Here is a 23214-nt window from a genome sequence, read left to right on the forward strand (position 1 = left end):
GCACGACCACGTCTAGTGTGGACCACGGCCGCGCGCCCGGCCCCACCGCAGTGCGGCAGCTCGCATCTGGCAATCTGTCCACCCGTCGAGGAGGAGCCCGTGCCCGAACCCCACAGCATCCGGGGTGAGGTGTCCGATCCCGATCGCGAGCAGCACTCGGACTCCGCGCGAACGTCGAAGACGGGGGCCGGGGACCAGGCGAGCGCGGACGCGGACACCACGCGCCCGGAGCAGCGCTCGCCGTCCGGCGAGCCGGAGCCGGGTGGCCGGTCGGCCGGCGCCAAGACGCTCGCGGGGGACGTGCGCGGCGGGGCGGACAACGGCGGTGGCACGCGGGTTTCCGGAGATCTCGCGGACGGTCAAGGATCGGAGCAGCCGGACGAGACCGGGCGATCGGAAGGTTCCTCGCACGACGAAGCCGCCGGGTCCGCGGAGCGTTCGTCGGATGCTGCGGCGGATTCCGGCACGGACAGCGCCCAGCGGCAGGCCGCTGCGCAGGATTTTTCCGGTTGGCAGGCGGGTTCTGGGCTGTTCGGCGCTACCTCGGCGCCGAGTTCCGCGCAGCGTCGTGGTGCGTTCGCGGCGCCGATGGTCGGCGAACTGCCCACTGATGACGCCGGGGCCGAGGAGGACTCCGGTGCGCGTGCGAGCTCCGAGGGATCAGACGCGGCGGATGACGACCGCGCGGGTTCGTCCGAGGAGGCCGTGGCCCGGACGGCGGATCAGGACGGGCAGGTAGCTGCCGACGAGGATGTCTCGGCGCCCGAATCCGATGTCCCCGAATCCGATGCCGTGGAATCCGATGCCGCGGACGACGATTCCGGCGTGGGGGAAACGCGCGGTTCGTCCGAGGAAGCGGGCGCGCGGTCCGACTCGACGGCTGCTGAAGCGCCCGCCGCGGAAGCCGCGGAGCCGCAGCGTGCATCCGGCTGGGCGGGCCAGGCGGTGGACCAGGTGGCGAGCCCGGCGGAGAGCGGAACCGAGGAGCGGAGCAACGGGCAGCCGGACACCGGCGAAGACGAGCGGGACGCGACGGCCGACGGCAGCCGGTCCCGGGCTTCACCCGAGGTGGACGCCGATTCCGGCCGGAGTGCCGAGGGCGGTGCCGGCCCGGAAGAGGTGACCGGTCGGTTCGGGACGGTGGACCGGAATTCCGGGGCTGCCGAGCAGGAATCCGGCACCGGGCAGGACGCGGAGACCGGGCCGGTCGATCCGGCGACCGGCGAGCAGGACCCGGCAGGCCCGAGCAGCGCGGCGACCGGCGGTGTCCGGACCGCCGAGCAGGGGCCGACCGATCGACGAGCGGCCGAGGGCTCCGGCCGGGCCACTGCGCGCTTCGCGACGGGGCGGATCGATCGTGCGCCCGAGCGCTCCGCGGACGGGGTGGCGGCCGAGGACTCCGCCGACGCGGACGGTGTCAGCGCGGGCGGTGCTGATCCGGACCGCGCCGACCAGGAAGGTTCCGATCAGGTAAGTGCTGGTCAGGGACGCGCCGATCAGGAGAACGCCGATCAGGGCCGCGCGGATCAGGGCCGAGACGAACAGGACGGCGACGGCCGGGACCGCTCTGGTCAAGACAGCGACGACCAGCACGGTGCCAGCCAGGATGACGCTGATCCCGACCGCGCCGACCAGGACGGCGAGGACACCGGCCGGTCCTCGGACGAGCGGCCGGACGCGGCTGCAGAACCCGAGCAGGCGGTTCGAGCTCCGAACGCCGAACCCGACGGGCCTGACGAAGACGCGCAGGCGACCGGACCGCTCGGCGCCTCCGACGAACAAGCAGCGGCGGAGTTGCCCCGAGCGGCCGGTAGCAGCGCGGGAACTCAGCAGATCACCGGTACCGCCGACCCGGACGGGCAGGCGACCGGGAAGTTCGAGGTCGTCGACGAGGATGCCGGGGAGGGCGCCGAGGACGGCTCGGTTTCGGATCGGGAGGAGACCGACGAGTCCGCCACGCAGGTGACCGGCCGGTTCGAGACGGTCGAGCAGGACGAGGTTCCTGCCGCGACCGAGCCGGTGGCGGGCGAACGCGACGCGGACTCCGCGCCGGCCGAGCCAGCGGAGGTCGATCCAACCGCGGCCGATCCGGTCGTGGGCGACTCGGCAGCGGTCGAGCGCGGTGCGGATGCCGAGTCGGCCCCGTTTACCGACCCAGCCCCGTTCACCGACCCAGCCCCGTTCACCGAGCCAGCCCCGTTCACCGAGCCGACCACAGCGGCCGAGTCGGTCCCGGCCGAAGGCGCTGCAGCGGCGGCCGAGCCGCTCGCGGATGAGCCTGCTGCGGATCCCACCGCGGTCGACTCGGTCCCGGCCGATGATGCCGCCGGTTCAGCGGCAGCCGCGCCCGAGCACGACGAGACTCCGACGGGGGAAGACGGCTCCCAGCCCGGCTTCACCGGCCAAGCCACCGGCCGCATCGATCTCGACGACATCGACGCGCCAGCGGACACCGCGCAGCGCGAGGACACCTCGCCGCCCGCGCCCGCCGCGACCGCACCGGAGGTCGACCAGACCGGGGCGACGCCCGATGAAGGCGAGTGGGCCACCGCCGAGCAGCAGCGCATCGACGTCCCGATCGCCCCCGGCTCCGCAGGCACGCCCGCAGCGGACCCGTCGTTCCCCGGTGCGGACACCGCGCCGCCCGCGCCGGAGGAACCGGTCGATTCCGCCTTCTCCGCGGACTCCGGTTCGGACCCGATCGGCACCCGCGGCGGTGGGCTCGCGAGCGGTCCGCTGCGGGAGGCGCCGCCGCCCTCCGACGTCGAGCGGACGCAGCAGCTGAAGCCGATCGAGGACACCCAGCAGTTCAGCGTCGCCGACCTGGAACGCGAGGTGGCCAGGCAGGAAGGCGGGCCCACCGAGCAGCGGCCCACCGAGCAGGGTTCCGCCGCGGACCGGAACGACGACGGCGGGCCTGCGACGACCCGGATACCGGTCGTCCCGCCAGCGCCCGAACCGGTCGAGGCGCCCTCGGACACCGAGACCACCCAGCAGTTCCGCATCCCGGACTTCAGCGCACCGCCGCGGCCAGGGCCGCCTGCGCCGCCGGCCGCTCAGCCGCACCACTTCCCGTCGCCGCAGGCCAGGCAGGCACCGCCCGCCGCAGCGCCGCGATCGGCGCACCCGCAGGACTTCGCGGGTGCGCCGTCCCAAGCGCCCGGGCCGTACCGGGCGGCGCCGCAGCGGGTGACGCCCGCCGAGCACGAGCCGGACCTCCACGCCGAACCCGCCGAACCAGCCGAGCCCGCTGCGGAGGAACCGCGCCGGAAGCGGTTCCGCGGCGTGCTGGCCGTGGCGGTCGTGGTGGTGCTCGGCGTCGGCGCCGCGATCGGCGTGCCCGCCGCGATCGACGGCATTTCCGCCGCGCAGATCGCCGATCCGCCTGCGCCGGTGCGGTTGAGCCCGTCGATCAAGCCGGTCGGCTCCTCGGCTCCGGAACCGGCTTCGGCCGCGCTGGACGCGGCGCTGAACGGCCCGGCCTCGAACCCGGTGCTGGCGCCGTTCGGCGGTGTGGTGCTCGATCCGGCGACCGGCCGCACGCTGTGGGACCGCGGGGCGTCGCAACCGCTGACGCCCGCCTCCACCGGCAAGCTGCTGACGATGAGCGCGGCGATGCTCACGCTCGACCACGAGTCGCGGTTCACCACCAAGGTGGTGCGCGGGTCGGAACCGGGCAGCGTGGTGCTCGTCGGCGGTGGCGACCCCACGCTCTCCAGCCTGCCCGCGGGGGACGAGTCGGTGTACCCGGGCGCGGCGCACCTCGCCGATCTGGCCGCGCAGGTGCGGGCGGCGACCGGTGGGCAGGTCACCTCGGTCAAGGTCGACAACAGCCGCTACAAGGGCCCGAAGCTGGCGCCCGGCTGGCTGCCGACGGACATCGCGGGCGGGCAGATGTCGCCGATGGAGCCGGTGATGCTCGACGGCGGGCGGAAGAATCCGAAGGAGGACTACAGCCCCCGCACCGAAACCCCGGCGCAGCAGACGGGGCAGGAGCTCGCGAAGCTGCTCGGGCTGCCGTCCTCGGCGGTCTCGGAGGCCAGCGCCGGGCCGAACGCGCAGAGCCTCGGCCAGGTCGAATCGCCGACGGTGCGCAAGATGGTCGAGACGACCCTGCTGCACTCGGACAACGTGCTGGCCGAAGCGCTCGGCAGGGAAGTCGCCATCAAGAACGGCAAGGAGCCGTCGTTCGCCGGCGCCACCCAGGCGGTGCGCGAAGTGCTGCAGCGCAACGGTTTCGACCTGACCGGCGTGCGGATGGACGACAGCAGCGGGTTGTCCACCAACGACAAGATCCCGCCGAAGGTGCTCGGCAACCTGCTGGCCGCGGCGAACTCGACCGGCGGGGCGAACGCGAACGGCGGTTCCGGCTCGACCGGCGGGGCGTCGGACAAGTCGGCGAAGCTGCGCGAGCTGCTGACCGGGCTGCCGGTGGCGGGCGGTTCCGGCAGCCTCGGCGACCGGTACGCGGACAGCTCCGGTCGCGGATGGGTCCGGGCGAAGACCGGCACGCTGGACGGGGCGAACGGCTTGGCCGGGTCGGTGGTCACCCGGGACGGCCGGTTGCTGGTGTTCGCGTTCATGTCCAACCACACCGGAAGCTCCGGCGTGCTGCGTCCCGCGCTGGACAAGGTCGCCTCCGCGTTGCGGGAGTGCGGCTGCCGCTGAGCGGCTCCGCGCGGGTTCCGTGCGCTGCACGTGGGAGTGTCCGTGCCCTGCACGTGGAATGTCGCTGCGCAGCGCGCGGAAGTGTCGGTGCGCAGGGCACCGGGGGTACGGTCGGTGCTGTGACTTCGCGATCCGCCACTTTGCCGCCGAGCACTCCCGACAACGGCTCGACCGGAGCGGATCGCACGCTGGATTGGGACCTGGCCGCGGCGACCGCGGCCCGGCTGATGTCCAGCGGCCCGGACGTGCCTCGGCAGGAAGCGGACCGCGCGGTGCGCGATCTGCGGCGGGCCAGCGTCGCGGCGGAGTCGCACGTGCGCGAACTGACCGGCTTGGGCCTGGACCTGCCGGTGTTGCAGGGCGATGTGGTCGACCGGCCGGAATGGGTGCGCGCGGCCGCGCACGGGCTGTCCGAGTTGACCGGTGTGGCGCTGCGCTCGGCCGGTCGTCCCGGCGCGCTCGGCGCTGATCTGCTCAGCGGACTCGGTGCGCGCGGCGCCGGGCTGCAAACCGGACTCGTGCTGTCGTACCTGGGCACGAAGGTCCTCGGGCAGTACGACCCGTTCCTGCCGAGTTCCCGCGGCACGCGTCCCGGGCAGCTGCTGCTGGTGGCGCCGAACATCGTGGCCGCGCAGCGGGCGTTGGACGTGCCCGCGGACGACTTCGTGATGTGGGTGTGCCTGCACGAGTCGACGCACCGGCTGCAGTTCAACGCGGTTCCGTGGCTGCGGGAGCACTTCGCGCAGAGTCTCGGGGTGCTGCTCTCGGACATGGACTCGTCGCTGGTCGAGCTGCTGCGGCGGTTGCCGTCGGTGCTGCGCGGGCCACGGGCCGGGGCGGAGTCGAGCCCGGGGATGCTCGGCGTGGTCGAGCTGCTGCAGGGGCCTGAGCAGCGGGCGGCGCTGGACCGGATCCTCGCGCTGTCCACGCTGCTGGAAGGCCACGCCGATCACGTGATGGACGCCGTCGGGCCGGAGGTGGTGCCCAGCGTGGCCACCATCCGCCGCAGGTTCACCGAGCGCCGCAACGGTGGCGGATTGCTGGACCGGCTGCTGCGCAGCCTGCTCGGGGTGGACGCGAAGATGCGGCAGTACGCGGAGGGTGCGGCGTTCACCCGGCACGTCGTGCGCGAGGTGGGCATGGACGGGTTCAACGCGGTGTGGACGTCGCCGGAGCAGCTGCCGACGCGCGCCGAGATCTCGGATCCGCCGTCGTGGCTGCGCCGCGTGCACGGCTGACAGCGGCTGTCGCCGCGCCCCGCACAATGTTGTCGTGACCTCCGCGTTCCCCGGCCCCGCGGCCGACGGCGCCAGCCGCTTCGCAGGCCAGGCGACTCTGGCCGTGCGAACGGCGCTGCGCCGCTTTCTCGCCGCGGCCGGAAACGCGGCCCCGCTGGTGGTGGCGTGTTCCGGTGGCGCCGACTCGCTCGCGCTCGCCGCCGCTGCTTCGCACGTGGCGGCCCGCGAAGGTCGCTCGCTGCGCGGAGTGGTCGTGGACCACGGGTTGCAGGAGGAATCCGCAGAGGTGGCTTCGACGGCTGCCGACCAGTTGCGGGCACTGGATTTCCCGGACGTGCAAGTACTGCCGGTGCGGGTGAGCGGTGCAGGCGGCACGGAGGCCGCCGCTCGACGCGCGCGGTACGAGGCGCTGGAGCGGGCGCGGCCGGACGGGTCGATGGTGCTGCTCGGGCACACGCTGGACGATCAGGCCGAGACGGTGCTGCTGGGATTGGGACGCGGTTCGGGAGCTCGTTCGCTGGCCGGGATGCGCGCGTGGGACGAACCCTGGGCGCGGCCGCTGCTGGAGATCACCAGGGAGACCACGGCCCGTTCCTGCGCCGAACTCGGCCTGGTGCCGTGGCAGGACCCGCACAACAGCGACGGCAGGTTCACCCGCGTCCGGCTGCGCGGGGAAGTGCTCCCGCTGCTGGAGGAAGTGCTGCAGGGCGGCGTCGCACCGGCGTTGGCCCGCACGGCCCGCCAGCTGCGCGAGGACGTGGACGCGCTGGACGCGGTCGCGGCACGAGTGCGCGGCCGGGTCGAGCTCGCGGGCGCGCTCGACGCGACGGCGCTGGCAGCCGAACCGCCCGCGGTGCGGCGCCGGGTGCTGCGCGGTTGGTTGCTGCAGCAGGGCGTCGCCGAGCTCTCGGACGCCCATCTGCGGTCCGCGGACGCCCTGATCGGTGACTGGCGGGGACAGGGTGGTCACGCTCTGCCGGGCAACTTTGTGCTGCGCCGGACGCATGGCAGGCTTCAGGTGGAACGTGGTGGACGAGGAACCGCCGAACGGTTGAGCGGCGGGTGAACGTGCGCCCAACAGGAGAGGGGAAGCCGGGCCGTGTACGACGGCGACATCGCTTCAGTGCTCATCACCGAGCAGCAGATCAAGGACAAGACGGCCGAGTTGGCCAAGCAGATCTCCGAGGACTACCGGGACGCCCCGGGCGGGGACCTGCTGCTGGTGGGAGTGCTCAAGGGTGCGGTGATGGTCATGACCGACCTGGCGCGGGCGCTGCCGCAGCCCGCCCAGCTGGAGTTTATGGCGGTCAGCTCGTACGGCTCCTCGACCTCGTCGTCCGGCGTGGTGCGGATCCTCAAGGACCTGGACCGGGACATCGCGGGCCGCCAGGTGCTGATCGTGGAGGACATCATCGACTCCGGGCTGACGCTGTCCTGGCTGCTGAAGAACCTGGCTTCGCGCAACCCCGCCTCCCTGGAGGTGTGCACGCTGCTGCGCAAGCCGGACGCGGTGCAGGTGGACGTGCCGGTCCGCTACGTCGGGTTCGACATCCCGAACGAGTTCGTCGTGGGCTACGGGCTGGACTTCGCCGAGCGCTACCGCGACCTGCCCTACATCGGCTCCTTGGACCCGAAGGTCTACACCTCGGGGCTGTGAAGCCGCACCGGCGGGCGGGAACGGCCGCGCGAAAGATCCGGTTCCGGCCAAGAGTAGGCTGGTCTGACTGCACGGCTCGCGGCGTGGTCGCGCACTCGTGGCGGCCGGTACGCTGGTTCGAGGGGGTTGACGGCGGCGACGGTTCGTGCGTGCGCCGTTCACCGGTGCCGTTGCCCGAGGTGAAGTCAGGGAGGGTCGAGGCCGAATCCGTCGGCCGCAAGTGAATGGACCGAAAGCGCCTGCTCCGTAACCCGCTGCTTTGGATCCTGGCGGTGTTCGCGCTGATGTGGGGCCTCAGCGTGATCATGGACGAGACCCGGGGCTACCACCCGGTCTCCACCTCCCAAGCGCTTCAGCAGATCTCCGAAGGCAAGGTCTCCGAAGCGACCATCCAGGACAAAGAACAGCGCGTGCTGCTGACCATGAAGCCCGGCCAGAGCTTCGACGGCAGCTCGATGCTGACGACCCAGTACCCCGCGGGCTCCACCGACGCGGTGGTCAACGAGATCCGCCAGGCCGGCGTCGGCAGCTGGAACACCCAGGTCACCCAGGATTCGCTCTGGATGCAGATGCTGATCTACCTGGTGCCGATCGGCCTGCTGGTGCTGCTGCTGATGTGGATGATGAACAACGTCCAGGGCGGCGGCAACCGGGTGTTGAACTTCGGCAAGTCCAAGGCCAAGCAGCTCACCAAGGACATGCCCAAGACGCTGTTCGGCGACGTCGCCGGTGCCGACGAGGCCGTCGAAGAGCTGCACGAGATCAAGGACTTCCTCTCCTACCCGGCGCGCTACCAGGCGCTCGGCGCGAAGATCCCGAAGGGCGTGCTGCTCTACGGGCCGCCCGGCACCGGTAAGACGCTGCTGGCGCGGGCCGTCGCCGGCGAGGCGGGCGTGCCGTTCTACTCGATCTCCGGTTCGGACTTCGTGGAGATGTTCGTCGGTGTCGGCGCCTCCCGCGTCCGCGACCTGTTCGAGCAGGCCAAGCAGAACGCGCCGTGCATCGTGTTCGTCGACGAGATCGACGCGGTCGGCCGCCAGCGCGGCGCCGGGCTCGGCGGCGGGCACGACGAGCGGGAGCAGACGCTCAACCAGCTGCTGGTGGAGATGGACGGGTTCGACTCCCGCGGCGGGATCATCCTGATCGCGGCGACGAACCGCCCGGACATCCTGGACCCGGCGCTGCTGCGGCCGGGCCGGTTCGACCGGCAGATCCCGGTTTCGGCGCCGGACCTGCGGGGCCGCCGCGCGATCCTGGGCGTGCACTCCAAGGGCAAGCCGCTCGCCGGGGACGCGGACATGGAAGGCCTGGCCAAGCGCACCGTCGGGTTCTCCGGCGCGGACCTGGAGAACGTGGTCAACGAGGCCGCGCTGCTCACCGCCAGGGAGAACGGCCAGCTGATCACCGCCGCCGCCCTGGAGGAGTCGGTGGACCGCGTGATCGGCGGCCCGCGGCGCAAGAGCAAGATCATTTCAGAGCGGGACAAGAAGATCACCGCTTATCACGAGGGCGGGCACGCACTCGCCGCGTGGGCGATGCCGGACGTGGAGCCGGTCTACAAGCTCACGATCCTGCCGCGCGGCCGGACCGGTGGGCACGCCTTGGTCGTTCCCGAGGACGACAAGGACATGATGACCCGCTCGGAGATGATCGGGCGGCTGGTCTTCGCGCTCGGCGGACGCTCCGCCGAGGAGCTGGTGTTCCACGAGCCGACCACCGGTGCCTCCAGCGACATCGAGCAGGCGACCAAGATCGCCCGCGCGATGGTCACCGAGTACGGCATGACCGCCCGCCTCGGCGCGGTCAAGTACGGCAAGGAGGAGGGCGACCCGTTCCTGGGCCGCTCCGCCGGGCAGCAGCCGAACTACTCGCTGGAGGTCGCGCACGAGATCGACGAGGAGGTGCGCAAGCTCATCGAGGCCGCGCACACCGAGGCGTGGGAGGTGCTCAACACCTACCGCGACGTCCTCGACGACCTCGTGATGGAGGTCCTGGAGAAGGAGACGCTGGTCCGCAAGGACCTGGAGCGGATCTTCTCCCGGGTGGAGAAGCGGCCGCGGATCACCGCGTTCAACGACTTCGGCGGGCGCACCCCGTCGGAGAAGCCGCCGATCAAGACCCCTGGCGAGCAGGCGATCGAGCGCGGCGAGCCGTGGCCCCCGCCGGAGGCCGAGCCCACGCCGGTCAGTGCCGGTCAGCAGAACGGTTCGGTGCCCGCGGGCGCGGTCCCGGGTGCGCAGCAGAACCAGCAGTACGACCAGCAGAATCAGGGGACCGTCCAGTTCCCGAACCCGCAGCAGGGCCAGTACCCGCAGGGCGGCCAGTACCAGCAGGGGCAGCAACCGCAGGGCGGGCATTACCCGCAGCAGGGCCAGCCTCCGCAGGGCCAGCAGCTGCCGCACGGCGTGCCGCCGAACTACGGCGCTCCGCCCGGGTGGAGCCCGGCCACGGCGTCCGGCGGTGTCGCGCCGGGCGGGCAGCAGCCGGCTGGACAGCAGCAGCCCTACCAGTGGGTTCCGTCCTGGGAACGCCAGCAGCCCACGGCCGGTCCGGGTGAGCAGTACGGCGGGCAACAGCCCCAGCAGCCGGCCAGCCAGCAGTCCGGCAGCCAGCAGCCGGGGAACCAGCAGCCAGGCGCGGCCGAAGGCCAGAACGCTTCGGGTGCGCAGGACCAGGCCGACCGGTCCGGGACCGAGCAGAACTCGGCGCAGTCCCCGCCCGCGGGCGAGGACCCGAACCGGACGGACCGGGGAGACGAATCGGGCGGCGGCGGCACGTCCCGCTGAGCACGACGGCCGCGCGTCGAGGAATCGAGCCGGTGCACGAGCAACGCCGATGGGGGCACCGCACGCCGGTGCCCCCATCGGTGCGGCCGAACCGGTGGAGGAACGACCAGTGATCAGCAGTCTCGGTGAGCAAGCCGGGTCGGAGGACGACTTCCGGCCGTCCGCGACGACGTTCGAACACCCCCGCTTCGACCACGAGCGGGCGCAGGCGGCGATCCGGGAACTGCTGCTCGCCGCCGGTGAGGACCCGGACCGGGAGGGCCTGCGGGAAACCCCGTCCCGGGTGGCGCGGGCGTACCAGGAACTGTTCGCGGGCCTCTACACCGACCCGGACGAGGTGCTCGACCGCACCTTCGACGAAGCGCACGAGGAACTCGTGCTGGTGCGCGACATCCCGATGTACTCGCAGTGCGAGCACCATCTGCTGCCGTTCCACGGGGTCGCGCACATCGGCTACATCCCGAACGAGAAGGGCCGGGTGACCGGGCTGTCCAAGCTGGCCCGGCTGGTGGATCTGTACGCGAAGCGCCCGCAGGTGCAGGAGCGGCTGACTTCGCAGGTCGCCGACGCCCTGGTGCGCAAACTCGAACCGCGCGGCGTGATCGTGGTGGTCGACGCCGAGCACCTGTGCATGGGGATGCGCGGCGTGCGCAAGGCCGGGTCGACCACGACCACTTCGGCGGTGCGCGGCGTGTTCCGCACGTCGGCTTCGTCGCGGTCCGAGGCCCTGGCGTTGATCAGGGGGAACTGATGGTCGTCGAGCTGCCCCGCCCCGGCCGGTGCGCCGTGCTGGGCGTGTTGAACGTGACGCCGGATTCGTTCTCGGACGGCGGGCGCTACCTGGACCGCGCGGCCGCGATCGAGCACGGCATCGAGATGCACCGGGCGGGCGCGGACATCATCGACGTCGGTGGCGAGTCCACCCGGCCGGGATCGGCGCGGGTCGATCCCGGCACCGAGGCCGATCGGGTGCTTCCGGTGGTGACCGAGCTGGTCGCGGCCGGTGTGCCGGTGAGCGTGGACACCACGCGTGCGCAGGTCGCGGAGGCCACCGCGAAGGCCGGTGCCGCGATGATCAACGACGTTTCCGGCGGGCTGGCGGACCCGGACATGGCGCGGGTCGCCGCGGAGACCGGGTTGCCGTGGGTGCTGATGCACTGGCGCGGGCACAGCCGGGACATGAATTCGCTGGCGAACTACACCGACGTGGTCGCCGAGGTGCGTTCCGAACTGCTGCGGCAGGTGGACGCGGCGGTGCGGGCCGGTGTCCGGGAGGAGGCGATCGTGCTCGACCCGGGGCTCGGCTTCGCCAAGACCGGGGAGCACGACTGGGCGCTGCTGCACGACCTCGGCGAGTTCGTGCAGCTCGGGTTCCCGGTGCTGGTGGGCGCTGCCCGCAAGCGGTTCCTCGGCAAGCTGCTGGCCGATCCGGACGGCACGCCGCGCCCGCCCACTGGGCGGGAGACCGCGACGGCGGCGGTTTCGGCGCTGGCCGCGGACCGCGGCGCGTGGGCGGTCCGGGTGCACGACGTGGTGAGTTCGTTGGACGCGGTCGCGGTGGCCGCGGCGTGGCGAGCGGGGAGGACCGTTGGCTGACCGGATCACGTTGACCGGGCTGCGGGTGCACGGCAGGCACGGGGTCTACGACCAGGAGAAGCGCGACGGGCACGAGTTCTCCGTCGACATCACCGTGTGGGCCGACTTGGCGGGTGCCGCGGCGGACGACGACCTGGCGCAGACGCTGAACTACGGCGAGCTGGCGCAGCGCGCGGCGGACGTCGTGGGCGGTCCCTCGCGGGATCTGATCGAGACCGTGGCCGCGGAGATCGCCGACGGCATCATGGCCGAGCACGCCGCGCACGCCGCGGAGGTGACGATCCACAAGCCGTCCGCCCCGATCCCGTTGACGTTCGCGGACGTGGCGGTGACGATCCGCCGTTCGCGGCGCGGTGGCCGGGGCGGCAACTCGCCCTGAGCTGGTTCGCGGCGAGATGGTCTGCTTCGTGGGAGCGACCGCGGCTCTCTGCGATCGATCGAGCTGCACGACATCGGGGCGGCGTGACAGCGATCGGCGAGCTTGATCTGGCGGGAGGGTGCGGATGAGCAGGGCGGTGCTCTCGCTCGGGTCGAATCTGGGGGACCGGCTGGGTTTCCTGCAGCTGGCCGTGGACGGGTTCGCCGACGTCCTGGTGGCGGCCTCACCGGTGTTCGAGACCGAACCGTGGGGCGTGACCGATCAGCCGGACTTCCTCAACGCGGTGCTCGTGGTGCAGTCGTCCGATGTGGACGAATGGGGTTGGCTGCGGCGCGCTCAAGAGCTGGAACGGGCTGCGGAACGGATCCGCGAGCAACGCTGGGGTCCGCGCACGCTGGACGTCGACGTCGTCGCCGTGGACGGGGTGCGCAGCGAGCACCCGGACCTGCTGCTGCCGCATCCCGGAACGCCGAGCCGGGCGACGGTGCTGATCCCGTGGCTCGCGGTCGAGCCGGAGGCGGTGCTGCCCGGGCGCGGTCGGGTCGCGGCGCTGCGCGATGCCTTGCCCGCTGCCGACCTCGAAGCAGTGCGTGCTCGCCCGGACCTCGCGCTGCGCATTCCGCGCTGAAGAACCGCCTGTTCGCTCCGACCCGAGCTCCGCGCTGCGCCGACACGCCCGGAAACCGGCGCTCTGCTGCGATTTCCGCAATGAGTGAACGGACCGTTCGCCCAGTCTTGTAGGGCGAAGAGGTCGTTCACTCCGGGTGCAAGTGCACCGTTCGGCGGGTGGGCGGGCGTGTCGGCGGGAGGGCGAGCGCGGATCAGGCTCAGCAGGGATCAGTCCAGAGTGGATCAATCCAGCGTGCCGCGCACCGCGGCGGCGAGCCAGTGCATCCCGGCCTGCCTGGTCGGGTGCGCGGGCCAGTCGTTGATGATCGCCAGCAGCTCCCAGTAGCGCGACATCCGCTCGTCGACCGGCTGCGCCAGGAACTCCGCCAGCTCGCCGCGGACCTGCGGCGAGTCGGCGGTGCCGAGCTGCTCGGCGTAGGTCCGGGCGGCCCGCTCGGCTAGCTCCCGGCCACGAGCCGAGTCCGGCGCCGTGCCCGCCTGCTCGGCCGCGTTGACGTCGTCGTGCAGCGACCACCACTGCGCCGCCTGGTCCGGGGTCTGCACGGGAACCTCGTCGCCCGCCGCCATCCGCTCGGCCTGCCGGCGCCACATCTCCCGCACCGCGGCGCGGAAGCTCTGGTCGTTGATCAGCTCGGCCAGTTCCACCCACGCTTCGACCTGCGCGGGATTCGGGTCGTCCGGCAACCGGGGTTTCGCCGAACGCATCCACTCGGCGAATTCCTCGTCGATGTCCAGCCCGCTGATCGTGTAGTCCCAGAACTCGTCGATCAGCCGGTCGCGCTCGCCGTCCGACATCTGCGCGAGCTTGTGCATGAGCCTCACCTCTTCGGTCGTCTTCTGCTCCCGGACGACCGCGCGCAGCACGGCCCGCCGCGTCCGCAGCCGCCGCAACTGCTCCTCCACCAGCTGAAGCTGCCGCTGCGCCAGCGACGGCAGATCCGTCTCGGCGGCCAGCACGCGGCGTACCTCGCCGAGACCGGCACCGAGGTCGCGCAACGTGCGCACCAGTTCGAGCCGGGCCATCGCGGTCACGTCGTAGCGGCGGTGGCCCGCGGAGGTGCGGTCGGTGGGCGGGACCAGGCCCTCGTCGGAGTAGAACCGGATCGTCTTGGCGCTCAGGCCCGTGCGGCGGCTGAGCTCTCCGATGCTGTAGCGCTGGTCGTCGTCCACGCCGGTCACCTTCCGCCTTCCAGCCGCTGGAAGTGCAAGCCCGATTTCCGCTGCGGGGCGTGGCGGGCACGGGGCCGCGCGGTGGGATGCTGGTCCGGTGGCACCTCGGCAGCAAGAGCGGATGAGCTTCACCCAGATCCGGCACCTCGTCATCGCCGCCGTCGTGGCGGGTGCGCTGGCGTACCTGGGCTGCCGCGCAGCCTATGGCGGACTGCCGCGGCTGCCCGCGCTCGCGGGCGCGACGTTGCTGCTGGTCGCGATCGTCGACGTGATCCTGGCCAGCACCATGCGGCCGCGGATCCTGCGCAAGTCCGGTACCGAGCCGGTGGATTCGCTGACCGCGGCGCGCGCGGTCGCGCTGGCGAAGGCTTCCTCGATGGCCGGCGCGATCATGGGCGGGGTGTGGCTCGGCCTGCTCGGCTTCCTGCTGCCGATGCGCGGCGAAGTGCAGGCCGCGGCCTCGGACACCCCGGCGGCCGTCATCGGGCTGGTGAGCGCGGCGCTGCTGGTGGCGGCCGGGTTGTGGCTGGAGCACTGCCTGCGCAATCCGGACGACCCCGAAGAGCACGACGACGAGGAGTGACTCCGCGGGTTTCTCTCACGCGGAAAACAACGGCTCGGCCGTCCGGAGGTATGGCACTGGTGCGCGCCGCGGAACATGCCGAGCGGTCGGTTCCCTGCGGATCTCGAACAGATAACCGCCGGGTACCGTGCGGACATGACCAGCTCCGGCCGCCCCGAACACGCGCCTCGACACACCTCGGCGCTGTGGATCGGCACGGTCGTGCTCGCCGCCGCGGCGGCCGCGGTGATGGTGCTCAGCGACGACTCGCGGGTGCTCAAACTGGGCTTGGTGGCGGCGCTGTGGGCGGCGCTGCTCGGCGCGTTCGCGGTGGCCAAGCTGCGCGCCAAGGTCGCGGCCGAGGCGGAGCGCTCCGACGAGCGGCAGCGGATCTACGAGCTGGAGCTGGAGCGCGAGATCGCCGCTCGCCGTGAGTTCGAGGCCGAGGCCGAAGCCGACGCCCGGCGCAAGGCCGCCGAGCAGTCCGACACCGAGATCCAGGCGTTGAAGGCGGAGCTGCAGTCGCTGCGGGAGAACCTGGAGAAGGTGCTCGGCGGCGACGTGCTGTTCGAGCGGGTCGCGCTGCGCGCGGAGTCCACCCGGCTGCGCTCGCTGGCCGAGCACGGCGGCACCGGGAACCAGCCGCGGGTGATCCAGCACGGCGACGGCCGCGGCAAGCTCTCCACCGGTGTGCAGGGCCAGGTGGATCCGCACGTGGGCGAGCAGCAACCGCCGCGCCAGCCGCGTCCGCGCAAGTCCCGTCCGCAGCAGGGCAGACCCGCGCCCCGGCAGCCGGAACCGCGGAAACCGCGCAACGTCGCGCAGGGCGCGTGGCCCGCGCAGCAGCCGCAACCGCCGATCCAGCGGCCGCGGGAGCACCCGGCGAGCCGGACCGGGGAGATCCCGGTGAACGGCGGCACCGATGTGCAGGAGGCTCTCGCGGGCAACCCCGCCGCGACCGGGCGCGCCGCCGCGCACCAGCCGACGCCGGCCGCTGGTGCGCAGGCAACCGGCGGGCATCCCCAGCAGGCCGGGGTGGGCAATCCGGCCATGACGGCCGAACAACCTGCCGTGCAATCGAAAAGCGCTGCGGCACCAGAAAGTTCCCCGGCGTCGACGCAGGACCGCGCGGCGGCGCCGCAAAACTCCGCCCCGCCTGCGCAACACCACTCAGGGCCACCGGAAACCTCCGCAGCAGCACCGGGGAATCCCGCTGGAGCACCGGCGAAGCCGCAGCAACCGGCCGAGCCGCAAGAAGCGGATCCGTCGAACGCGGCCGGAGCGCACACCGAGGGCACTTCGGTCACCGACCTGCTCGCCGCCTACGGCGATTCGCGCGGCTCCGCGTCGAAGCGCCGTCGTCGCCGCAGCGACTGAGCCGCGCGGCCTGCCCACCCGCATCGCCCTGAACGCTTCGCCGAGGCGTTGCGACGATTTTGCCGGACCGGTCAGCGCGCAGATCGCCGCCCGGGCGGTCCCGGGCGGCCCGGCCGCGTTCTAAGGTTTCGGGCGTGTCCCATCCTGATCTTCCCGGTCCCGACCTCTCCGGTGCGCGCAGGCTGCAGACCCGCAAGCATTCCGCGGTCGGTCTGCCGGTGGCCGGTCTGCTGGTGCTCGGCGTGGTCGGTCTGGTGATGGTCGGCGTGGCCACCTCCCGGGTCGGTGCGCTGCCCGCGCTGGTCGGCGCGTTGGCGGCGTTGATCCCGGTGGGCGTCGTGTTCGCCGCCATCGTGTGGATCGACCGCTGGGAACCGGAGCCGCCGCTGCTCATGCTCGGCGCGTTCCTGTGGGGCGCGGGTGGTGCCACGGCGTGCTCGTTGCTGCTCAACGACTCGGTGGTCGGGCTCGGTGAGCTGCTGTTCGGCCCCAGCAGGCACGTCTTCTTCGAGCGCGCGCTGATGGCCCCGCTGGTGGAGGAGGGCGCCAAGGCGCTGTTCGTGGTGGCGCTGTGGTTCCGGCGGCGCTCGGAGTTCAACGGCCTGGTCGACGGCATCGTCTACGCGAGCCTGACCGCGGCGGGCTTCGCGTTCACCGAGAACATCCTGTACTTCGGCAAGGCGTTCGCGGAGGGCGGCCTGGGCAACGCCACGGGCGGGGTGGTCGCGGTGTTCATCCTGCGCGGCGTGCTCGCGCCGTTCTCGCACCCGCTGTTCAGCGCGATGGTCGGCATCGGCATCGGGCTGGCCTCGCGCACCGCCGACAACCGGCGGCGCGTGCTGTGGCCGTTGCTGGGCTACCTCGGCGCGGTGGTGCTGCACGCGGCTTGGAACGCTTCGACGCTGCTCAGCGGTACGGGCTTCCTGAACATGTACTTCCTGATCATGGTGCCGATCTTCGCGGGCACCGGCTGGCTGATCGTCTGGCAGCGCAAGCGGGAGCAGCGGATCGTCGTGGACCAGCTGCCGGTGCTGCAGCGGGCCGGGCTGATCGTGCGCAGCGAGGTGGAGATGCTGGCTTCGCTGGCGGGCCGACAGGGCTGGTTGCGCAAAGTGCGCCGCAGCGCGGGCGCGGATGCCGCGAAGGCGGTGCGGGACTACCAGATCGCGGTGACCGAGTTGGCGTTCCTGCAGCACCGCGCGGCCGAGGGGCGCACCACCAGTGCGGTGCGCCGCGCGCGGCGGGAGCAGCTGATCGAGGAGCTCAAGGCCGCCCGGCGGGAGGCCGTCGGGTCGCGGGAGGGGTTCCAGACCGCTCGGGTCAAGATCCACGAGCTGACGCAGAGCGTGCGGCGCCCGGCGGTGTGGCCGACGGTTCCGGACGACGCGCAGGAGGACGCGAATCAGGCGGGCCGGGCGGCCCGGCCGAATCAGCAGGGGCCGAATCAGCAAGCCCCGCACCAGCAAGCCCCGCACCAGCAAGCCCCGCACCAGCAGCCCCCGCCCCAGCCGGGCCCGCCCCCGGGCGCGCGGCCCGCACCCGGCCAGCCGGTGCGCAACCCGCACGATCCGCCGAACGCGCAGCCCCACGGTCCGCAGCACAGGCCTCCGCAATCCCCGCCGGGTCAGCACCCGCCGAACCGGCCGCACCCGAACCCGCCGCCGGATCAGCACCGCCCGGGCTAGTCCGTCCGGCAGCTCGGAGGGACCGCACCACCGGCACGACGCGGACGCGGCAACGCTCCCGCCCCGGCGGCCTGATCGCCCCGGCCCGGCCGAACCGCCCGCGTAATCCTGCCCACCCGCCTGTCCGCGCACCGCATCGCGCGGGCTACTCTCGCGCTGCTGTCCGGTACCCGGTTCGGGACTGGAACAGGTAGGGAGGACGACGTGGCGATGTCTGCCGGGCGTCCGGCCCGCCGGGGCGACGGCCCGCGGCTACGGGTCGGCGTGATCTCCGCGGGCCGAGTGGGCGCCGTGCTGGGAGCAGCGTTCCAGCGCGCCGGGCACGAGGTCGTCGCGGTCTCCGGTGTTTCCGCCGCGTCGCTGCGCCGCGCCGAGGAGCTGCTGCCGCAAGTTCCGGTGCGCCCGCCCGACGAGGTCGCGAACTCCGCCGATCTGGTGCTGCTCGCGGTGCCCGACGACGTGCTCGCCGGTCTGGTGCGCGGCCTGGTCGCCACCGGCTCGCTGCGCTCCGGGCAGATCTTGGTGCACACCTGCGGCGCGCACGGCGTCGCCGTGCTCGAACCCGCAGCGGAGGTCGGCGTGCTGCCGCTGGCGCTGCACCCGGCGATGACGTTCACCGGCCGACCCGAGGACGTCGAGCGGTTGGCGAGCGCCTGCGCGGCCGTCACCGCCGCCGGGGCGGACGAAGCCTCCTGGAACGTCGGCGAAGTGCTCGCGCTCGAACTCGGCGCGGAACCGGTGCGGGTGCCCGAGCAGGCCCGGCGGCTGTACCACACCGCGCTCTCGCACGGCGCGAACCACCTGATCACCCTGATCAACGAGTGCTCGGACCTGCTGCGCGGCGCGGGTGTCGAGATCCCGGAACGAGTGCTGGCGCCGATCCTGTCGGCCTCGCTGGACAACGCGCTGCGCTTCGGCGACAAGGGGCTGACCGGCCCGGTTTCGCGGGGCGACACCGGCACGGTCCGGGCGCACCTCGCCGAACTGCGCGAGTCCGCGCCGGAGGTCTCCGCCGGCTACGCGGAGCTGGCCCGCCGCACCGCGGCGCGCGCCGAGCAGGCCGGGTTGCTGGACCGGCACTCGGCTTCCGAAGTGACCGACGTGCTGGACGAGGAGCAGCGATGACCACAGCGAACAGCGTTGGTGCAGGCCCCGGTTTCACGCCGCGAGAGCTCACCGTGCACCGCATGCCCGCCGAGCTGGCGAAGGTCACGCGGGCGCTGCGCGCGACGGGGCGGCAGGTCGTGCTGGTGCCGACGATGGGCGCGCTGCACGCCGGGCACGTCGAGCTGATCCGCGCGGCGCGCAAGGTGCCGAACTCGGTGGCCGTCGTGTCGATCTTCGTGAACCCGCTGCAGTTCGGGCCGGGCGAGGACTTCGACCGCTACCCGCGTTCGCAGGAAGCCGATCTGGAGGTCTGCCGCGCGGAAGGCGCCGAGCTCGTGCTGGCACCGGAACCGGCGCAGATGTACGGCCCGGACCCGCAGATCGGCGTCACCGCGGGATCCATCGGCGAACAGCTCGAAGGCGCCAGCAGGCCCGGCCACTTCGACGGGGTGCTGACCGTGGTCGCGAAGCTGCTCGGCATCGTGCGCCCGGACTACGCGCTGTTCGGCGAGAAGGACTACCAGCAGCTGGTGTTGATCCGCCGGATGGCCAGGGAGCTGAACTTCGACACCGGTATCCAGGGCGTGCCGACCGTGCGCAACGCCGACGGGCTGGCCCTGTCCTCGCGCAACGGCTACTTGGACGAGCAGCAGCGCCGCGCCGCGCTCGCGCTGTCCGCGGCGATGGCCGCCGGTGCGCACGCGGGTCGTTCCGGGGCGTCGGCGGTGGTCGCCGCCGCGCGCGAGGTGCTCGACGCGGAACCGCTCGTGCAGCCGGACTACCTGGAGCTGCGGGACACCGAACTCGGGCCCGCACCGGAGTCCGGAGAAGCCCGGCTGCTGGTGGCGGCGAAGGTCGGCACCACCAGGTTGATCGACAACGCGCTCGTGGTGCTGGGCTCCCAGTGACGCCGCGGCCGGTGCCGGACCGCTGCGGCGGTGGATGAAGGGGAGCTGTCCCGATGTTCCGCACGATGCTCAAGTCGAAGATCCACCGGGCCACGGTGACCCGGTCGGACCTGCACTACGTCGGATCCGTCACGGTGGACGCGGACCTGATGGACGCCGCCGACCTGCTGGCGGGCGAGCAGGTCACGATCGTCGACGTGACCAACGGGGCGCGGCTGGAGACCTACGTGATCACCGGTGCGCGCGGGTCCGGAGTGCTCGGCATCAACGGCGCGGCCGCGCACCTGGTCGAGCCCGGTGACCTGGTCATCCTGATCGCCTACGGGGTGATGGACGAGGCGGAGGCGCGCAGCCGCGAGGCCAACGTGGTCTTCGTCGACGCGGACAACGCGGTGGTCGAACGCGGCGCCGATCCGGGTTCCGCCCCGGCAGGTTCCGGGCTCGCCACCAGCGCCGTCGAACCGGCGGATTCCGCGGCGCCCGCCGAGACCGACGACGCCACGCGCCTCGACGCGCTGCTGGCCCGTCCCGAAGCCTGACCGGCCGGACCCGCCCCGAAGCCCGCCCCGCGGCGAAATCTGGAAGGAAGGAAGCCGGTGCTGCTCGCCCTGGACGTCGGCAACACCAACATCACCCTCGGCCTCTACGACGAAGCGGACGGGGCGGATCGCGCGGACGGCGGGCTGGTGCGGGACTGGCGGATGCGGACCGAACCGCGGATGACGGCTGACGAGCTCGCGCTGACCGTGCGCGGTCTGCTCGGCTCGCACGCCGACGGGATAACCGGCATCTCCGCGTTGTCCACGGTTCCCGCGTTGCTGCGCGAACTGCGCGTGATGCTCGGCCGCTATTGGGACGAGGTGCCGCGAGTCGTGGTGGAACCGGGTGTGCGCACCGGGGTTCCGCTGCTGGTGGACAACCCGAAGGAGGTCGGCGCGGACCGGGTCATCAACACCTTGGCCGCGCACCACCTGCATTCCACGAACTGCGTGGTGGTGGATTTCGGTACGTCCACGAACGTCGATGTGATCTCGTCGAAAGGGGAGTTCCTCGGCGGCGCGTTCGCGCCCGGTGTGGAGATCTCGTTGGACGCGCTGGCCTCCCGCGCCGCGCAGCTGCGCAAGGTCGAACTCACCCGGCCCCGCTCGGTGATCGGCAAGAACACCGTGGAGTGCCTGCAATCCGGGATCCTGTTCGGTTTCGCGGGTCAGGTCGACGGGCTGGTGGAGCAGATCGTGGCGGAACTGGAATCCACCCACGGCGGCCCGACGACGGTGCTGGCCACCGGTGGTCTCGCGCCACTGGTCGTCGCCGAATCGCGAACGATCACCCAGCACGTGCCGGATCTGACGCTGCTCGGGCTGCGGTTGGTCTACGACCGCAACTTCCGCTGATCCGGCGCCGCTGCGAAATCGGTATCCCGCACCGCGCTCGTTACTCGTGAGGGATAGTCCGACGCTTGCCACGCGGAACCGGTGCGGTCATCGGGAAGTTCGGCTGCGGGCGAGGTCGCGGCCCGGTGAGTGCGTGCTTTCTGCTTGCCGCGGAGTGCGGAATGCCGTCGGCGGTGCAGGAATGGCAGTACCGGAGACCATGCGGTGCGACGAGTGGGTATCGGCTCGATCCGCTTCGGAGAGCTCGCCCGGAATGACCCGATCCGGGGAGTCCCCTAGGATTTTCCTCGGCGGGGTGAGTGCGTTTGCCGAGTCGCTGCGCTAACCTGACCGTGACAATGTTCGGTGACGGCTCCTATGACAGCTGCGACGGCAGCTTCGATACGGCCGATGACGGCTTCGGCGAACGCTCCAACCGGAAGGCGATTGTTCAACTCGGTTGTGCGCTGTCGAACTTCATCGCCGGCTCGGTGGCACCGCCCGAAGAAGGACCGCTTGCGAGTCACTTCCGGGCAACCGCCGCCGGAGTCCGGTGGCCCGGTCGGCGCACCCCGAGTGCGCCGGAACGGGAAGGTCGGGTGGAGCAGTTCGGCAATAGCGCCCAGCCAGCGGCTCGGTGGGAGAGTCCCGGTGCGGAGTCCGGGCCGCCTGTCCAGGTCACGGCGCCAGGTGTCGTCATCAGGTTTATCGCACAAACTCCGGGGAGGATTGCCACCATGGCGCAGAAGGTCACGGTCACGCTTGTCGACGATCTGGACGGCGGACAGGCCGATGAAACAGTCGAGTTCGCGCTGGACGGCGTCTCGTACCAGATCGACCTTTCCAACGACAATGCGAGCGAGTTGCGCGACGCGCTGTCCGGCTACGTCTCCAGCGCCCGGCGGGCCGGTGGGCGCAAGAAGCCCGGCCCGCGGCCGTCCTCGAGCGGGCGCTCCTCGAGCGGTTCCACCAGCGCGGACCGGGAGCAGAACCAGGCGATTCGGGAATGGGCGCGCAAGCGCGGCCTGAAGGTCTCGGACCGGGGCCGCATCCCCGCCGACATCGTCGACCAATACCACAAGGCGAACTGAAGCAGTCGCGATCAGGGGGCGCCGGGTGATCCCGGCGCCCCCTGATCGTTGTGCGCCGGTTGTTCGCGGCTCGGGCGGATACCGATCACGACTCCGGCGCGTTGTTTCGCGGGCGCGTGGGATCGAGAAGTGACCGGGAGTGCTCGCCCGGTTCGCGCGAGCGCCGCGGGATTGCCGGTCGGTGTCGAATCCGCGGGCGCCGCGCAGGCATCGGCCGTTGATCGGATTGTCACTTTCGGTGTTCGGGTGTGCGGTGCCGAGTGCTGTTCGGCTATCCGGATGTTCGGCGTTCCGCCGCTCGTTTGGTGCCTGCCGATGCGGGCGTGCGCCGAATGTTCTCGGCTCGCAACTTCTCACCGCGCGTCGCCGCGGCGTCGGTGGTCGTTTCGCATCCGAACTCGCCGGTTTCTTTCCGCGTCCGCCCGCGGTCGCCCGCGGGTCGCGAAACGAGCGGTTCGGATGTTCGCGCGCTGCGTTCCGGCTCGCGGGCAGCGGATTTTTTGCACCGTGCTGACCCGTTCGCCGCAAGATTGCCGCAGCGGTCGTGCCTCGTTCTGCCGGACAGAGCAAACCGATATGCGGCAGCGAGCGCAGTGCGCGCGGTTCGCCGAACGGCGTCGCGCGCGGCGCATGAAACGGCACCGTGCGTGCCGAGTGGAAAAACAGCGCACCGCGCGGAAACCCGCGCCCGCTTCCCGTCGGTCGCACGCCCGGTGCCGGGACCAGCGCCCGGTGTGAGGTGTCCGGATGCTCCGGCTCGAAGGAAAACGGTCGGCTTCGCCGGACCGGTCGGCTAGCCTTAGGACGGCCTAACCTAACTTGGGTGCCGGAACGAGCCGGACGAGCTGGGAGTGGACGCTTTGAGACCAAGCGGGAGCGGCGCGACCGCCGCGGGCACCGCCGACGGCCCACCCGACGGCCCGGCAGGCGGCCCAGCAGGCGGCCCGGCAAACGGCTCTGCTGACGGCTCTGAGCGGGGATCCGCAC

18 protein-coding genes are annotated in these 23214 nt (G+C 72.1%); 17 read left to right on the forward strand and 1 reads right to left on the reverse strand.

The window, feature by feature from the left end; all coding sequences use genetic code 11:
- Nucleotides 1-99: 99 nt before the first annotated feature.
- The 9 genes from dacB (at nucleotide 100) to folK (ending at nucleotide 12952) form a co-directional block, all read left to right on the forward strand.
- Entirely contained in the window at nucleotides 100-4668 is a 4569-nt protein-coding gene (dacB, locus tag INP57_RS02150) for a D-alanyl-D-alanine carboxypeptidase/D-alanyl-D-alanine endopeptidase (RefSeq protein WP_200068272.1), read from the forward strand.
- A 140-nt stretch (nucleotides 4669-4808) separates the two neighbouring features.
- On the forward strand, nucleotides 4809-5906 hold the full coding sequence (locus INP57_RS02155; RefSeq protein WP_255520732.1) for an Rv3626c family coenzyme F420 biosynthesis-associated protein: 1098 nt from the start codon (nucleotides 4809-4811) through the stop codon (nucleotides 5904-5906).
- Nucleotides 5907-5940: 34 nt separating this feature from the next.
- Nucleotides 5941-6972, forward strand: coding sequence for a tRNA lysidine(34) synthetase TilS (gene tilS / locus INP57_RS02160; RefSeq protein ID WP_374220906.1), 1032 nt, complete (start codon nucleotides 5941-5943; stop codon nucleotides 6970-6972).
- 33 nt (nucleotides 6973-7005) lie between these two features.
- Entirely contained in the window at nucleotides 7006-7563 is a 558-nt protein-coding gene (gene hpt / locus INP57_RS02165; RefSeq protein ID WP_200068273.1) for a hypoxanthine phosphoribosyltransferase, read from the forward strand.
- Nucleotides 7564-7787: 224 nt separating this feature from the next.
- Nucleotides 7788-10349 (forward strand): ATP-dependent zinc metalloprotease FtsH, encoded by a 2562-nt coding sequence (gene ftsH / locus INP57_RS02170; protein WP_200068274.1) that lies wholly within the window; start codon nucleotides 7788-7790, stop codon nucleotides 10347-10349.
- A 109-nt stretch (nucleotides 10350-10458) separates the two neighbouring features.
- Entirely contained in the window at nucleotides 10459-11100 is a 642-nt protein-coding gene (gene folE / locus INP57_RS02175) for a GTP cyclohydrolase I FolE (RefSeq protein WP_295142362.1), read from the forward strand.
- Nucleotides 11100-11945: a dihydropteroate synthase gene (gene folP / locus INP57_RS02180; RefSeq protein ID WP_200068276.1), complete on the forward strand. Its 846-nt coding sequence runs from the start codon at nucleotides 11100-11102 to the stop codon at nucleotides 11943-11945. Before folE ends, folP begins: the two co-directional genes overlap by 1 nt.
- A complete protein-coding gene (folB, locus tag INP57_RS02185) occupies nucleotides 11938-12324 on the forward strand; it encodes a dihydroneopterin aldolase (protein ID WP_200068277.1) in 387 nt (128 codons plus the stop codon). Before folP ends, folB begins: the two co-directional genes overlap by 8 nt.
- A gap of 124 nt (nucleotides 12325-12448) precedes the next feature.
- A complete protein-coding gene (gene folK / locus INP57_RS02190) occupies nucleotides 12449-12952 on the forward strand; it encodes a 2-amino-4-hydroxy-6-hydroxymethyldihydropteridine diphosphokinase (protein ID WP_200068278.1) in 504 nt (167 codons plus the stop codon).
- A 224-nt stretch (nucleotides 12953-13176) separates the two neighbouring features.
- Here folK and INP57_RS02195 read toward each other — a convergent pair whose 3' ends face one another.
- On the reverse strand, nucleotides 13177-14124 hold the full coding sequence (locus tag INP57_RS02195) for a MerR family transcriptional regulator (RefSeq protein ID WP_307849858.1): 948 nt from the start codon (nucleotides 14122-14124) through the stop codon (nucleotides 13177-13179).
- A gap of 121 nt (nucleotides 14125-14245) precedes the next feature.
- Between INP57_RS02195 and INP57_RS02200 the strand changes: the two genes are divergently transcribed.
- From INP57_RS02200 to INP57_RS02235, 8 genes are all read left to right on the forward strand, one after another.
- A complete protein-coding gene (locus INP57_RS02200) occupies nucleotides 14246-14707 on the forward strand; it encodes a DUF3180 domain-containing protein (RefSeq protein ID WP_200068280.1) in 462 nt (153 codons plus the stop codon).
- Between the two features lie 135 nt (nucleotides 14708-14842).
- A complete protein-coding gene (locus INP57_RS02205) occupies nucleotides 14843-16063 on the forward strand; it encodes a DUF6779 domain-containing protein (RefSeq protein ID WP_233626600.1) in 1221 nt (406 codons plus the stop codon).
- A 134-nt stretch (nucleotides 16064-16197) separates the two neighbouring features.
- Nucleotides 16198-17748 (forward strand): PrsW family glutamic-type intramembrane protease, encoded by a 1551-nt coding sequence (locus INP57_RS02210; RefSeq protein WP_307849859.1) that lies wholly within the window; start codon nucleotides 16198-16200, stop codon nucleotides 17746-17748.
- Nucleotides 17749-17958: 210 nt separating this feature from the next.
- Nucleotides 17959-18873 (forward strand): Rossmann-like and DUF2520 domain-containing protein, encoded by a 915-nt coding sequence (locus tag INP57_RS02215; protein WP_200068689.1) that lies wholly within the window; start codon nucleotides 17959-17961, stop codon nucleotides 18871-18873.
- Nucleotides 18870-19763, forward strand: a complete 894-nt coding sequence (gene panC, locus INP57_RS02220; protein WP_200068281.1) for a pantoate--beta-alanine ligase — start codon at nucleotides 18870-18872, stop codon at nucleotides 19761-19763. Before INP57_RS02215 ends, panC begins: the two co-directional genes overlap by 4 nt.
- Before the next feature lie 53 nt (nucleotides 19764-19816).
- The gene (gene panD, locus INP57_RS02225) at nucleotides 19817-20302 is read left to right on the forward strand and encodes an aspartate 1-decarboxylase (RefSeq protein ID WP_200068282.1); all 486 of its coding nucleotides are present in this window, start codon (nucleotides 19817-19819) and stop codon (nucleotides 20300-20302) included.
- A 57-nt stretch (nucleotides 20303-20359) separates the two neighbouring features.
- The gene (locus INP57_RS02230; RefSeq protein WP_200068283.1) at nucleotides 20360-21157 is read left to right on the forward strand and encodes a type III pantothenate kinase; all 798 of its coding nucleotides are present in this window, start codon (nucleotides 20360-20362) and stop codon (nucleotides 21155-21157) included.
- A gap of 716 nt (nucleotides 21158-21873) precedes the next feature.
- Nucleotides 21874-22227 carry a histone-like nucleoid-structuring protein Lsr2 gene (locus INP57_RS02235; protein WP_200068690.1) on the forward strand — a complete coding sequence of 118 codons (354 nt, stop codon included), beginning with the start codon at nucleotides 21874-21876 and terminating at the stop codon, nucleotides 22225-22227.
- Nucleotides 22228-23214 lie beyond the last annotated feature (987 nt).

Origin of the sequence: Saccharopolyspora galaxeae (assembly GCF_016526145.1) — a bacterium.
GTDB classification, from domain to species: Bacteria; Actinomycetota; Actinomycetes; order Mycobacteriales; family Pseudonocardiaceae; genus Saccharopolyspora_C; species Saccharopolyspora_C galaxeae.

What these genes read in the sequence shown, in the direction of transcription:
- folP (WP_200068276.1), top strand. Translation starts at nt 11,100, where the DNA reads ATGGTCGTCGAGCTGCCCCGCCCCGGCCGGTGCGCCGTGCTGGGCGTG.
- ftsH (WP_200068274.1), top strand. Translation starts at nt 7,788, where the DNA reads ATGGACCGAAAGCGCCTGCTCCGTAACCCGCTGCTTTGGATCCTGGCG.
- panD (WP_200068282.1), top strand. Translation starts at nt 19,817, where the DNA reads ATGTTCCGCACGATGCTCAAGTCGAAGATCCACCGGGCCACGGTGACC.
- INP57_RS02215 (WP_200068689.1), top strand. Translation starts at nt 17,959, where the DNA reads ATGTCTGCCGGGCGTCCGGCCCGCCGGGGCGACGGCCCGCGGCTACGG.
- folK (WP_200068278.1), top strand. Translation starts at nt 12,449, where the DNA reads ATGAGCAGGGCGGTGCTCTCGCTCGGGTCGAATCTGGGGGACCGGCTG.
- INP57_RS02200 (WP_200068280.1), top strand. Translation starts at nt 14,246, where the DNA reads ATGAGCTTCACCCAGATCCGGCACCTCGTCATCGCCGCCGTCGTGGCG.
- INP57_RS02205 (WP_233626600.1), top strand. Translation starts at nt 14,843, where the DNA reads ATGACCAGCTCCGGCCGCCCCGAACACGCGCCTCGACACACCTCGGCG.
- panC (WP_200068281.1), top strand. Translation starts at nt 18,870, where the DNA reads ATGACCACAGCGAACAGCGTTGGTGCAGGCCCCGGTTTCACGCCGCGA.
- INP57_RS02235 (WP_200068690.1), top strand. Translation starts at nt 21,874, where the DNA reads ATGGCGCAGAAGGTCACGGTCACGCTTGTCGACGATCTGGACGGCGGA.